General features: G+C 57.5%; 8 protein-coding genes. 3 read left to right on the plus strand and 5 right to left on the minus strand.

Features of this window, described 5'->3' with window-relative positions; genetic code table 11:
- Nucleotides 1-6 precede the first annotated feature (6 nt).
- The 5 genes from ABC395_RS21995 to ABC395_RS22015 form a co-directional block, all read right to left on the minus strand.
- A complete protein-coding gene (locus tag ABC395_RS21995; RefSeq protein ID WP_413005975.1) occupies nt 7-1,140 on the minus strand; it encodes a response regulator in 1,134 nt (377 codons plus the stop codon).
- A complete protein-coding gene (locus ABC395_RS22000) occupies nt 1,121-4,258 on the minus strand; it encodes a hybrid sensor histidine kinase/response regulator (protein WP_413005976.1) in 3,138 nt (1,045 codons plus the stop codon). Before ABC395_RS22000 ends, ABC395_RS21995 begins: the two co-directional genes overlap by 20 nt.
- A gap of 488 nt (nt 4,259-4,746) precedes the next feature.
- On the minus strand, nt 4,747-5,103 hold the full coding sequence (locus ABC395_RS22005; RefSeq protein WP_413005977.1) for a hypothetical protein: 357 nt from the start codon (nt 5,101-5,103) through the stop codon (nt 4,747-4,749).
- Between the two features lie 158 nt (nt 5,104-5,261).
- Nucleotides 5,262-5,645 carry a response regulator gene (locus tag ABC395_RS22010; protein WP_413005978.1) on the minus strand — a complete coding sequence of 128 codons (384 nt, stop codon included), beginning with the start codon at nt 5,643-5,645 and terminating at the stop codon, nt 5,262-5,264.
- Between the two features lie 265 nt (nt 5,646-5,910).
- Entirely contained in the window at nt 5,911-6,726 is an 816-nt protein-coding gene (locus tag ABC395_RS22015) for a GNAT family N-acetyltransferase (RefSeq protein ID WP_413005979.1), read from the minus strand.
- Between the two features lie 350 nt (nt 6,727-7,076).
- On the opposite strand from ABC395_RS22015, the gene ABC395_RS22020 reads away from it, so the two are divergent.
- From ABC395_RS22020 to ABC395_RS22030, 3 genes are all read left to right on the plus strand, one after another.
- Complete coding sequence (locus ABC395_RS22020) at nt 7,077-13,286, plus strand: OmpL47-type beta-barrel domain-containing protein (protein ID WP_413005980.1); 6,210 nt, start codon at nt 7,077-7,079, stop codon at nt 13,284-13,286.
- Between the two features lie 155 nt (nt 13,287-13,441).
- Nucleotides 13,442-13,786 carry a transposase gene (locus ABC395_RS22025; RefSeq protein ID WP_413005981.1) on the plus strand — a complete coding sequence of 115 codons (345 nt, stop codon included), beginning with the start codon at nt 13,442-13,444 and terminating at the stop codon, nt 13,784-13,786.
- Entirely contained in the window at nt 13,723-14,616 is an 894-nt protein-coding gene (locus ABC395_RS22030; protein WP_413005982.1) for an IS3 family transposase, read from the plus strand. Before ABC395_RS22025 ends, ABC395_RS22030 begins: the two co-directional genes overlap by 64 nt.
- Nucleotides 14,617-14,706 lie beyond the last annotated feature (90 nt).

Genomic DNA, 14,706 nt, shown 5'->3' on the forward strand with positions numbered 1-14,706 from the left:
AATCGCTCAGATGCTCTGCATCAAGTGTTTATACAGGTTGGTCGTTTCACGGCCGGGCTCGGATTCCAGCTCATCGCGGAGAGCGTTTGCGAACGCCTCGTAATACTTCTTCAGCGAAAGTTTATCTCCCATACCGGCATAAACATTCATCCCCGCCCGGCAAATTTCTTCCGAGAACGGTTCCTTTTTCTGAAGCAGCTCCAGCCGCCGGAGAGCGGATTGGGGTTGGCCTGCCCACACTTCGTAAGCAGATGCCAGAATACTGGCCTGGACATACTGTTGAAGAAGCTGCGTACGGTACGACCTGGCCCAGAAATAATCGTGCTCTTCCAGATAATCTCCCCGGTACAGAAGCAGCGCGCGGTCGAGCCGCCGCCACTGCTCCCGCGACGTAATCTCGCTGACGGAGGTATCGGCCAAGAACATGTCCACATCAATGCGGGCATCGTCCGCCGTGAAGCGGTAGCTGTCGTGAGAGTAATCGATGCCTGCGCTCATTCCCCAAGCTTTGAGCATTTTGCGCACCTGGTAGACCGAGGTGTGAAGCTGGGTTACGGCTTTGTCCAGAGAAAGCTCCGGCCACAGCGTTTCCAGAATGACGTCTTTGGCCACCCTTTTGCTCCGGTGGTGAACGAGGAGGGCGAACAGCTCCTGCGCTTTCTGCGTGCGCCATCTCAAGCCGCCCCCTGCCCCGCCGCTTCCGGCCAGCGATAACTGCTTGAAACACCGTACGGCCGGTTCGCCCGACGGCACCGCCTCCCGGCGGATGGCCTGAAGCTGGCTAAGACGCGCTTCCAGGCGGCTGACGGTCTTGGCGAACCGTTCCGGATCGACGGGTTTGAGCAGATAATCGAGCGCGCCAAGCTCGAATGCTTCGATCGCGTAGTCATTATAGGCGGTCACGTAAACGATCTGAACTTCCGGGTTCAGCCGGTACAAATGCTCCGCCGCTTCGAGACCGTTCATTTCAGGCATCTCTATGTCCAGGAAGACGATATCCGCCTTCTCGGAAGCCATATGCTCAATCCCGTGCCGGGCCTGGGTATACAGGCCCCCGACCTCCATGCGCCCGTCCGTCAGGAGCAGCCGCTCCATCTGAATCAGAGCGGGCTTTTCATCGTCAATCAGAATCGCCTTCACTGTTATTCTTCTCCTCCCGCAAGGCCCCGGCTCCCCCGCTATTCGGTACACGGAAGCGGACGGTCGTTCCCTGTCCCTCCTCGGTGCGGATGTCCAGCCCCTCCCCGAACATCGTCAGGAGACGGGTATGGATATTGATCAACCCTACCCCTTTCCCGGTTTCCGCGGACAAAAGGGAAGCCGCGCGTCCGGGTTCCATCCCGACTCCGTTGTCCGTGATTTCCACAAGGAGGCCATCATCCCGCTCTTCAACGGTAATGCCGATCGTTCCGCCTTCCGCACGCCTCATAATGCCGTGGCGAACCGCATTCTCAACGACAGGCTGAATGCTGAGCGGGGGGATCAGCCGGTTCGGCTCGGCCCGAATATGGTAATCTACCTGCAGCCGTTCTTCGAAACGTGCCTTCTCCAGAAATAAATACGACTGCACAAGAGCCATTTCCTTCTGTAAAGGTACCAACTGGTCACGATTCTGAAAATCGAAGCTGCCGCGGAGGTAGCGGCTTAGCTCCAGCAGAAGCTTGGTCGTCTTGTCCGGGTCGGAGGGCAGGAGCGCGATAATCGTATTGAGCGCATTGTATAAAAAATGCGGCTTGATCTGCGCCTGCAAAAACGCCATCTCCGCCGAAACCGCGTTCCGCACGGACTTGCGCATCTCAAGCAGGGTACGCACCCGGGCTCTCAGCTCGTCGGCATCGACCGGCTTGCGCAGAAAATCGTTGGCGCCGGCCTGGAAACCGGTACGCACATCCTCCGGCAGGCTCCGCGCCGTCAGCAACAGAACCGGCAGTTCGGCCAGCGAGACACGGGCGCGGATCGCCCGGCACAGCTCCAGGCCGGACATGCCCGGCATCATCCAGTCGGCGATGACCAGGTCGATAGACTGCCCCGAGACGATATGGGCCATCGCTTTGGCTCCGCCGTCCACCGCAATGAGCCGGTATCCTTCAACCGACAGCAGGTTGTACAGCACCTGCAGGTTGACCGGATCGTCGTCGACGAGCAGGACGGTCGCATCCATCTTGCGGGACGTCCGGTCCTCCCGGCTTGCGGGCAGGGCGGCGGCCGCCGTTTCGTCTCTTGCCGTCCGGGTCCGGGAACTCCCGCCCGACAACCGTGCCGCTACGGGGACATCCGTAGTCGAAGGAACGGTAAACCGGAAAACGGAGCCTTCCCCGAGCCGGGACTCCGCTCCGATTTCCCCTCCCCCCAGCTCGACCAGCTTTTTCGTAATACTCAGTCCGAGACCGGTTCCCTCGTAATCACGGTCTTCGGGTCCTGCGGCCTGGTCATACGCATGGAAGATGTCTTCCAAACGATCCCCCGCAATCCCGATCCCCGTGTCTTGGACGAAGACCAGCACATGGCCGTTCTTCGTTTCCGCACCGATCGTGATGCTGCCACGGGATGTGAACTTCACGGCGTTTCCGAGCAAATTGTACAAAATCTGCTGGAGCCGGTCTTCGTCCGTAAGCAGCCAGGGAAGCCGGTCCGGCCAATTTTGCTGGAACGTGATTTCTTTATGCCTCGCGACATGCGTCATGACTTCCAGCACCGCATTCGTTGCGGCTTTAAGATCGACCGGCTGGCGCTTCAGCACAATTTCGCCGTTTTTAAGCTTGCTGAAATCCAGAATATCGTTAATGAGATAAGTCAGCCTCCGGCCCGTCGATACAATCATGGTTAAATCGTTCCTCTGCTTGCCGTTCAGATCGCCCGATGCGCCCTCCAGCATAGACTGCGCCATGTTGACCATACCGTGAAGAGGCGTGCGGAGTTCATGGGACGTGTTCGCCATGAATTCATCCTTCAACCCGTCCAGGGAAAGCAGCCTGCGCGACAGCTGTTCCACTTCCACGAAAGTCCGGTTAAACCGCTGCGCAAGCAGGACGGCCTGGGTAAGCACGAACAGCAGCATTTCGGCCGGAACGAGCAGCAACCCTTCGTACAAGCCGACCAGGTTCAGCACATACGCCGCTATGACCATCAGAATGCTCATCACACCCGCGATCATGAGCAAGGTGTCCTCGGAGCGCTTGCGCACGTCTCTGAGCAGAACGAACGCCATATAGCACATGCTGAGGAAAGAAACCGCCAGAATCAGCCCTTCCAGCCGCGAGAAAACAGCCGGCGGCAGCAGCAGGCCCGCGAGCAGACCGGCCGCCGTCACGGCGGAGCTCAGACGCATTGCCAGCGGATGAACGCCCCCCGGTACGGCAACGGCTACATAACGGAGCAGGAAAAAGTACACGAATGAAGACACCATGAGCTGCACCTTAAGCAGCCAGGTGTAGGAAAACCCCGGCCAGGCGGCGGCAAGCAGCTTCTCCCCGTGCGTAAGCACAAACAACAGCCCCACGAGACAGAACAGCCCCAAATACAGCGAAGCTGGATCTTTTCTCCGCATCCTGTACAAAACCAGAAAATAAAGTCCCGGAATCAGAAAACCCGCCATCGTCATCCACTCGGAAAATAAGGCCGCTTCCCGGCTTTTCATGACGGACTTTTCGTCTCCGAACAAAATCGGAGTGAACATACCGCCGGAGGAATAACTGTGATTGGAAATCTGAACCACGATTTCGGCCTCACTGCCCTGCAGATAAGAAAACCCCGTATACGGAACGTTGTCGGGACTTTCTTCGGCGGCCGTACGGCCCGGCGTTCCGCTCGCTCCCACTTCCCGGCCGTTCACGAATACCCGGTTAGCCGTGCGGATATTGCCGGTACGGATGCCGTACAGAGCCCCGCCGGTTTCGTCAAGCCGCACTTTAAGCCGGAACGTGGCGTACCCTTCCGCGCCGGAATCCCCTTCCGTGCCCATATACGCATTCCATTTCCCCGGAATTTGCGCCATGCCGGTCGGCACGGGAGGCGTCCTTTCCGCTTCAGCGGAAGACCGAAAATCTCCGGGAACGAGCAGCTTCCCCCTGTAAAACTCCCACTCGCCGCTCAGCCGGACCGTGCCCCGTTCCGCAAAGTTCCAGCCCCTGAGATCAAGCTCCCCCCGGACCGCTTCGGGATTCCGGCCGACCGACACAACGTGCTGGAAAACGGAATACACCGGCAGCAGCAGGATAAGCGCAGCCCCGAGAATAAAAAACAGTCCCTGTTTTTTCATAGGCTTTTCCACAACCCATGAAACCGTTTGCAAAACCTCTGTAAGCCATCCGTTCGGCTTCTGTACCGCTTATGGCCGCCATCCGTGCACACCACCGTAAACAAATAGCGCTCCTGTAAACTTCTATGATATAAAATCCTCATTGATTTTCACCTGCCGGAAAAAAGTAGCGATGCTGTTGTATTGTACCACAGCCCCCGCCGGGTTTTCTTTGGTTTATAGGGATTCAACGCAACAATTAAACCGCGTCCTTTTCTCCACGATACGAGGGCAGCGCCTCGGGTAGACGCCTGTTTTCCTACGACAAAAAAATAAAAAAGCCCGTCATAGAGCGGACTTGTTCACCTCATTTAATATTAAAAGCCCTGATTATTGAGCGTGCATGATAGGATCCGAAAAAAATACGCCCGTTTATCTCGGCAAAAACAAAAACGGCCTTCCTCCCGTCTCTTCCTTTCTGACCAACAACTTACCGGAACCTTTATACGTCAAAAGCTTGCCGCCCTCTGTGCTAAAATTTTTATCCAGCATGGCGTAAGAAACGGCTTTTCCATCCTTGGAGGTGACCAGAAATAATTTTCATAGGATGAAGCTTGCTTATAAATATATGTCTTGCTTTGCTCATCCACTTCCAAACTATCGAGCGCATCTCCAGCCGTGTAGGGCGGAATGATATAAACCCAATCGTATTCTTCGAAATGGTCCGGTTCGACGGTTTGTCCGGCTTCAATCTCACTGATACTTGCCTTCAACCGGTCCGATATTTTATCGTCGTAGGGAATTCCGGCAGCTGAACAGCTCATTAACAGCACAACGATCATAAGCAGAATCAAATTCTTTTTCATGGCGGATCTCCATTCGGCATTTAATGCAAATATATACCATACCTTACATGATTAACAACTCCTGTGAAGTCCCGCTTCCTGCCAAAAAAGACTCAGCCTAATTTAGCCAAGCCTTTGCTTTGATTATTTCGTTGCTACTGTCAAAAAGGCTAAACGCTTTACAAAAGGCCGATCTTCAGCCCCTGCCCGGCAAAAATCTTCTCGACGGCCTCCTGCAGCCGTTCCTTCTGGATCGGTTTGACCACGAAATCGTTCGCTCCGCACCGGATCGCTTCCATCACAACCTGCTGCTGTCCCATGGCGGAACACATAATGATCTTGGCATCGGGATTCGCGGACCTGATGGATTTAACGGCTTCGATCCCGTCCATCTCGGGCATGGTAATATCCATTGTCACAAGATCCGGTTTTAAAAGGCCGTATAACTCGACCGCTTCCTTCCCGTTCCGGGCTTCACCGATAACGGTATACCCCATCTGCTCCAGAAACAAACGGATCAGCGTTCTCATAAACGCGGCGTCATCCGCAATCAGTACGTTCAAAGTGCCCCCTCCTTCTGTCTGTTCTCCAAATGTATCAAAACAAACTGAACAAAAACTAAACATGCCCGGGAAAGGATCATTGACTGACCGGAAAAGCACAAAAAAAGCCGGCTCCGCAAACCGGCGGGCGGCTTTGTATTCTTATGCATGCGGTCTCTGACAATCGCATGTTTCCCGGCGTGAAAGCGTCCCATGACGGTATTCACCGCTCTCTTTGCCTGGCGGCCGGTCGGGGCCTCATCCCCTTACGCAAAATAACCCCGATTTACTCAATCAAGTGCCGATTCTCGTAAACCGTAACCTCGCAGACCGGGTCGAATCCCGCGCGCTTGTAGATCCCGATTCCGTCCGGCGATGCCTGCAGAACGCACAGCCGGGACTTTCCTTTCCGTGCTTCCTCCAGCAGAAAGTGAAACATGGCAGAACCGAAGCCTCTTCCCCGGAAGTCTGTCAGGGTCGCGATATCGTAGACGCCGACGCTGTCGTCCGTGAACATCAGCGTACCCGTGCTGACCGGCCGTCCCCGGTACAAGCCGGTGTACATCTTCAATGGAGAAGGCCCGCTCAGCGGCAGACGGGCTATTTTCCGGTAAAAGGCCCTGACGTTAGCTCCCTCCTCCGACTCTCCGAATAACGAAGCCAGTACGTCTCCGAACTGCTCCGTTTCCGCGAGAGATGTAACTTCCCGGATACAAAAATCCGGCGGAAATTGCTTTTCGGGCTTCCAGGCATCCAAATCCGCGTACATCGCGATGTTCGTTTCCGCCTCTTCCAACCCCGCCTTCCTTAAAGTCTCAAAAGTGACACTGTTCTTGTCTTCCCAAGCCCATATCGCCATCGGGTATTTTTTGTCTGTAAAATAACGAACCGCCTCTTCGAGAATAGCTTCGTTCTCCGCAGAGAGGCGGGGCTTGAGCAGAACCGTCACGTTAAACGTATCCGAAGGGAGGCCGCTATCCGCTCTTACGTAATCGGTTGTTTGCTTGAGCGTGCAGCCATCTGCCCGTCCGGCGAACCAGGCGGCCTTCGCGATGAAATTTTCCCGGGTTAAACGGGCTGTCGTGCCTAGTGTGGAACTCATGTAGAACACCCTCCTTGCGCTTACATGTTTTTGTGCGGCGTTACCGTTTCTAGATCGTGCAGGCGATTGTCTTTGTATCGGTCCTAAGTCCCAAGGTAATCAAATTCCTCCCATCTTGCAACTAAAGCCCCTATTTCCAATCTTCATTTTTTCGCTCAAGTTAAAAAAATAGGCCTACCGGTTACCCGGACTTCCTCCACCCACCGAAATTTCACGGGATTAACCAAAGTTAATTCTCAAGTCCTAAAGTTTCTGCTACACTGGACCCTGCCAATTGTTTGCTCCGGATAAAAGATGCTCCATCTTGACCGGCGGCAACCGTACTTTTCAAAGGAGGAATGACCTCTATCATGTCTAACAAGCTGCGCAAATTATTGGGGACGACAGTCCTGATAGGAGGAATATTGGCCGGCTGGTCTCAAAATACACGTGCGGCCGTCATCATGGAAGCTCTGCCCGCTTCGGCCGATTTGCCGGGGGATCTGTCGGGGGTTACGTCAAGCGGAGTAGTGAACGGCGGCAATATTCTCGTAACCGGAGGCCAAAACCCCCGGAACAATACGTTCGCCAACAATTCGTACACCTTCACGCCCTCGTCCCAGACCTGGTCGGCCTATGCGCCTCCGCTGAACGTGGCTTATCATACCCAGTCCGAGCTCAAGGACGGTAAGGTTATAGTAACGGGAGGCAACGTTTTTCTAAACGGGACCGGCTACGTTTATAACAATTTGACGCGCATCTACAGTCCTTACACCAACACGTGGACCCAGGCGTCCAATCTGCCCAAAAATATGCTCGGCAACTCGCAGAGCACACTGCCCGACGGCAGAGTCGTCAGTGTCGGCGGAGCCGATTCCATTTTTTCGCCGAGCACCAGCACGCTGTACAACAATACGTACATCTACGATCCGGGAGCCAACACATGGACGGAGAAGGCTCCCCTGCCGATCGGCATTTACGGGGCCGCGCAGAGTACTTTAACTGACGGGCGCATTTTCGTAACGGGAGGCTTGAGCGGATATGTGTACTCGTTTTCCTCCTACATTTATGACCCTGCCTCCGACACCTGGACGAAAGCGGCGAACATGCCCTATAAAGACAGGGATATTTTTTTCCGGCATGCTCAAATGACTTTGCCCAATGGCAAAGTGCTGGTCATGGGCAATTACAATTTCTATTTGTACGATCCGGTCAGCAACACTTGGACCCAGGACACCCCCTTGCTCAAAGGGCTGGTGAACGCCGAAATGTCGCTGTCCGGCGGCAGGGTGTACGTGATAGGCGGGTACGATAACAACTACGAGCTTAACAAGACCGTATACAAGCTGTCTTTTGATTTCACGGCTCCGACCGCTCCCGCTATCGCCATGTCAGCGGCAGACTGGTCTGCCGCTGATGTCACCGCGACCCTGACGGGCGGAACGGACACGGATTCGGGCGTCAAGCAGACGGAATACAGCTTGTCCGGGGCCACCGTGCAGGACTGGACTCCGTATACGGCGGGTGATCAGATCACCGTCACGAATTCCGGAGAGACCACGATCAGCGCCAGAACGGTGGACAAAGCGGGCAACGCGAGCAGCGTCACGACCGCCGTTGCCAAGGTCGACAAAACGCCCCCGACTTCTCCCGTTATCAAAGGAGCGGGTTCGGCGTGGACCAACCAAAGCGCGTCGGTTACGCTTACTCCCGGTACGGACAAAGGCGGGTCGGGCGTACAGCGGACCGAGTACAAACTTACCGGCAGCACCGTGCAGGACTGGACTCCGTACACGGGAGCGATCGCCGTCGGCAGCGAAGGGCTGACAACGGTGCACGCGCGGACGGTCGATAACGTAGGCCACGTCAGTGCGGAAAGCACGGCCGACGTGTCCATCGATAAAGCACCGCCGACCGTTCCCTCGGTCCAGCCTGCCTCGGCCGGCTGGAGCAAAGACAACGTGGCCGTTACGGTCGTTCCGGGCACGGACGCCGGGTCCGGCGTCAAGCGGACCGAGTACAGCCTGTCCGGAGCAAGCACGCTCGGCTGGACCGCTTATACCGATCCGATCACGGTCAGCGCGGAGGGGCAAACCACCGTCAGCGCGCGAAGCGTGGACGAAGCCGGCAACATCGGCCTCGTCGCGACGGCTTCCGTAAGCATAGACAAGACAGCTCCCGGAGCGGCGACCGTGACGCCGGCGTCCTCATCCTGGACGGCGGCCGGCGGCGTCGGGGTTACCCTGAAGCCGGGAACCGACACGGGTTCGGGCGTGAGCCGGACCGAATTCAGTTTCTCCGGTGCGACGACGCTCGGCTGGACTACGTATTCCGGCCCGCTCACCATCACTGCGGAAGGAATCACCACGATTCACACCCGCGTCGTCGACCGGGTCGGGAATATGAGCCAGGAAATTTCGGCAGACGTGAAAATAGACCGGACGGCTCCCGGAGCCCCCTCGATTTCTCCGTCCGGAAACTCCTGGCTACCCTCGGACGTCTCCGTGACGCTTACGGCAGCCGCCGACGGCGGTTCGGGCGTAAACCGGATGGAGTACAGCTTGTCCGGGGCGGTCACTTCCGGCTGGAAAACCTACACCGGACCTGTGTCCGTAACGGCCGAGGGGCAAACTACACTCAACGCCAGAAGCATCGATAACGCCGGAAACGTAAGCCAGACGGCGACGGCAACGGTTCGAATCGATAAAACGGCTCCCTCCGTTCCTTCGGTCACGCCCGGGACGATAGGCTGGACGGCTGCGGCAAGCGTACCGGTCGAGATTCAGCCGGGCACCGATACGGGCGGGTCGGGCGTCCAGGTCACGGAGTACAGTCTGTCCGGCGCGACGACGCTCGGCTGGACCGCCTACACCGGGCCGCTCAACATTACGGCGCCGGGACTAACGGCGGTCACCGCCCGGACGAAGGACGGAGCCGGAAACGTCAGCGGACTCGGAGCGGCTTCCGTTTCCATCGACCGGACTCCTCCGGCCGCTCCGGGCATCACGCCTTCCGCGGCAGGCTGGACGTCGGCGGTCGCCGTTTCGGTCACGATCACGGACGGCGCGGACAGCGGCGGTGCGGGTGTAAACCGGACGGAGTACAGCCTTTCCGGAGCGGAAACGCTCAGCTGGACCGCTTATGCCGGGCCGCTGGCCGTCAAGGCCGAAGGACAGACCACCGTCACGGCCAGAACGGTCGATAAAGCGGGCAACACCGGTCCGCAGTCCTCGTCCGTTGTCAAGATCGACCGTACGCCTCCGGACGCTCCGGTGATTACATCGCCTGCGGACGCGGCGCTGTTGAAAACCGTTCCGTCCGTTACAGGCACGGCGGAGCCTTCTTCCTCCGTCATCGTTACCGTAGACGGTAAGGCATCTCCCGCCGTACAAGCGGACACTGCAGGCAAGTTTACTTTCAACTTGCCCGCCCAGCTGGCGGACGGAACGCACACCGTTACGGCATCCGCATCGGATGCGGCAGGCAATACGAGCCCGGCCGGCGGTGCGGTAAGCTTCACCCTGGATACGGCCGCCCCACCGGTGCCTGTTATTTTGACTCCGGCGGACGGATCGCTTGTAAAAGACGTCAGAACGGTTTTCTCGGGGATGGCGGAACCCTTTTCGACCCTTTATCTTTTTGTGGACGGGGCGCCGAAACCAAGCGTAAAAGCGGACGGCAGCGGACGCTGGAGCTATACGAGTCCCACAGCGCTGCAGGACGGCAAGCACAGCCTCCGGGCATACGCAAGCGATGGGGCAGGCAACAGCAGCGCTTCGACGAAGGCGCTTGCCTGGACAATCGACGCCACGCCGCCTGCCGCGCCTGTCGTGACGGCCCCGACCGGCGGTGAGCACACGAACCGGAATCAGCCGGTGTTTAGCGGCCTAAGCGAAGCCGATGCCTTAATCCGGATCGAGCTGGACGGCATCCCGGCGGCAGGGCCCGTGACGGCGGATGGAGCCGGAAAGTGGACTTTTACCCCGGCAGCGCCGCTTGCCGACGGCGTCCATTCCCTCCGGGTCAGCGCCGAAGACAAGGCGGGCAACGTCGGCCCGTATTCCGGTCCGCTAAAGTTCACTGTAGATACACAGGCCCCTGCGGCTCCGGTTATCCGGAAGCCGCTTGCGGACGCGCTTTTGAATATAACGAGACCTAAAGTGGAAGGTCAGGCCGAACCCGACGCATCCATCCGCATCGTGCTTGACGGAGGTATCGTTCAAACCGTTACCGCCGGCCCGGACGGCAGTTGGGTGTACATCCCGGCTTCCGCGCTTGCGGACGGACCGCACACCGTGAAAGCCTCTGCGGCCGACGCCGCAGGCAACACCGGTCCGTACTCGGCCGAAACGGCCTTCCGGATCGACGCCACGGCGCCTTCCGCGCCGGTCATCACCGAGCCGGCGGCAGGAACCGTCACGAACAGCAGCCGGCCTGTTATCAAAGGAACGGCTGAAGCTAGCGTAACCGTCAACGTATATGTGGACGGCGTTTCGGCCGGCACGGCAACAGCCGGTTCGGGCGGCGATTGGAGCCTCACTCCCGGCACCGCTTTATCCACCGGGACGCACCGGCTCACCGCTTCTGCGGTCGACGCCGCAGGCAACGAAAGTCCCTTGTCGATAGAAACGGCCATTACCATTGTTTCGTCCAACACTGCTCTTCATTCGCTGAGCCTTAGTGGAGCCGTTCTGAACGAAACGGTAACCGGCTCCACTTACCGGTACACGGCTCAAGTGCCTTATTCGGTAACGGTTACCTCTATCCAGGCGGCGGCGGAAGATGCGCAGGCGTTCATACGCGTGCTGCAAAACGGGCAGCCGGTGACCAACCCGGTTGCCCTGGAAGTGGGCGATCAGACTTTTACGGTTGAGATCACCGCCCAGGACGGAGTAACCGTTACTCCCTATACGGTCACCGTAACAAGGGCGGCTTCTAGTGAAGCGACCCTGAGTGAACTAACGGTGACGCCGGGTGAACTCACTCCGAGTTTTAACGGCGCGACTACCGTTTATTCGACCACGGTTGCCAACGATGTATATGCCGTTACCGTCGGAGCCAAAGCTTCGAGTTCCGTGGCGACCTTGACGATCAACGGCACTGTTTTTAGCGGAAATGCCGGCAGTCTGCCTCTTCAGTTGAAGGTCGGCTCCAATCCGGTCACCGTCACGGTAACCGCACAGGATGGCGTCACGACACAGAGCTATCAGCTGGAAGTGAGCCGCGCTCCGAGCAGCAATGTCCTGCTTGGCGGGCTGACGCTTTCGGAAGGCAGCCTGGAGCCCGCTTTCGACAGCGGCATGGTGCGTTACCGGGCGGCTGTCGATCCCGAGACGTCCAGTCTGTCCGTGACGGCTTCCGTCTACGAGCCGAACGCGACGCTCACCGTCAACGGCTTGACCGTTGTCAGCGGACAGCCATCCACAGTCATCCATCTCAAGCCGGGCGTGAATCCGATCACGATTGTCGTGACGGCGCAGGACGGCGTCTCTACCCAGTCATACGTGGTGGACGTGACCCGCAGGCTGAGCACGAATGCCGGTCTGGCCGGTCTTGATCTGTCGGCCGGCCGGTTGAACCCGGCTTTCGACACGGATACCGTCCGCTACGAAATGAGCGTCGATTACGGGACCGACCGGACGACCGTGACCGCATCCGTCTATGATCCCGACGCGCTTGTGACGGTCAACGGAATTCCGCTCATCAGCGGAAAACCTTCGGCGCCGCTTGCGCTACGTGTCGGAGTCAACCCGGTGCAGATCGTCGTCACGGCGCCGGACCGGCAGACAGTACGGACGTACGACGTCCAGATCACCCGTCAGCCCCGGCAGGATTCCGGCGGCGATAATACGGGCACTTCACCCGGAGGAACTTCTCCCACCGAGGAGCCCAAGACGCCGGTTGACCCCGGCAAGCCGCAGCAGCCGGGAGAACCCGTCGGCACCGGTAATCCGGGCGAGCCGGGGGTTCCCGGTAAGCCGGAAGTTCCGGGAGGACCGGGGTGTCCTTCCCCTGCTCCGCATCATGCCGCCTTCACAGATATGAAGGGCCACTGGGCGGAGAAAGAAGTCGCGCAAGCGGCGGACTGCGGCATCGTCAGCGGCTTCGAGAACGGAACATTCCGTCCTCAAGAGCAGGTCACGCGCGCCCAGTTCACCGTGATGCTGACGCAAGCTTACGCGGAGGCGCTGAAGCAGCCGGAGAAGCCAGCTTCCGCCTCGGGCTTTGCGGATAGCGGCGACATCCCGGCCTGGGCCGCCGAAGCCGTGGCGCTTGCGCAGCGTGCAGGCATCGCCTCCGGATACGAGGACGGCACGTTCCGGCCCGATGCGCCGGTCACCCGCGCCGAGATGCTCACCTTGGCGGCCAAAGCCGCCAAGCTGCAGCCGGTTGCGAGCGATGAGCTCCGCGGGCTGTACGCCGACGCGGACGAGATCCCCGGCTGGGCCGCAGGCTATATCGCCGCCGCCCAGCAGAAGGGACTCGTGCAGGGACGCGGTCCCGGCGTCTTCGCTCCGCAGGGCTACACGACGCGTGCGGAAGCGGTCACGCTGCTTCTTCGGATGCTGGAGGCGAAGTGAGCGGCGGCGCTTGTCCGTCAAAGCGGTTTGACGCTTTGATGTTCGCCTAGCCGCAGGCAGTTACAAAAAAAGGTTGCCGAGTTTGTGATATGATCCCCTTTAAGTAGACACAGTGTAAAAAGCACACTAAAGTCTAACTTGGAGGGGATTTTTTTATGGGACAAATACGAAAGACCTACGATATAGATTTTAAACGCCGGGCCGTCATCATGTTCCTGGAAGAGGGACTTGGCTATAAAACAATAGCCAAGAAACTTGGTATTAACGACAGAATGGTGAGAAGATGGGTCGCTCACTACGAGCAAGAAGGAATGGAAGGGCTCAAAGAAAAAAGAGGAACCGCGGTCGGTTCCAGAAAAGGAAGGCCTAAAAAGGCAATGTCCCAAGAGGAAGAATTGGTGCGGCTAAGAGCAGAAAATGCGCTGCTAAAAAAGCTATGGGAACTGCAAAGGGGGCAAAAGAAAAGCGGCGTCAAACCTACCAAGCTATCGAAGCGCTAGCTGTCGATTATCCGGTCGTCCTGCTATGTGAGCTGGCAGGCGTTGTCCGGAGTAGCTACTACAAGTGGAGAACCGCAAAACGGAAGCCTTCACCCAAACGTACAGAAGAGCACACAATGAAGGAAAAAATCTTGGAGTGTCACACACGGCTCAAAGGAATCTACGGGTATCGCCGGATTCGGGTATGGCTGAAAAAAACCTACGGACTAAACGTCAATCACAAACGTGTGTACCGGTTGATGAATGAGTTAGGGATTCGTTCACGGATCAGACGCAGAAAACCGTATTTTGGTCGTCGGGAGGCCACGGTCGTATCCGCCAATGTACTGAACCGGGCGTTCGGGGCGACAGCGCCGAATACGAAATGGGCTACGGATGTGACCTACCTGCCGATCGGCTCTCGTTTTCTATACTTGTCGGTCATTTATGACTTGTACAACAACGAAGTCGTTTCCTTCCGAATTGGGCGCCACAACAACCTAAAGCTTGTGCTGGAAACGGTAGAAGCAGCCGTACACAAACGCCGCGTAACGAATCTGCTGCTTCACAGCGACCAGGGCTTTCAATATACCCATAAGCAGTACCATGCCCTGTTGAAGCGCAAGAAGATGAAAGCAAGCATGTCGCGTAAAGGAAACTGCTGGGATAACGCCTGTATCGAGAGCTTTTTTGGGCACTTCAAGTCGGAATGTCTTCGGCTCCACACTTTTTCGAACGAAGGCCAGCTGGTAAAAGCTGTAGAACAGTACATCCATTTTTACAACCACGAACGTTTTCAAGGAAAACTAAACAACCTTAGTCCGATAGAATACCGAACTAAGGTTGCTTAAGGACGCTTTTTTAAGGCTGTCTACTTGACGGGGGTAACTTCACTTCACAGGCTGCTTTTTTTTGTTTATTCGTGGGTCATTTGGCTTCTT

This window comes from Paenibacillus canaveralius, assembly GCF_047238265.1.
Taxonomy (GTDB): Bacteria; Bacillota; Bacilli; order Paenibacillales; family NBRC-103111; genus Paenibacillus_F.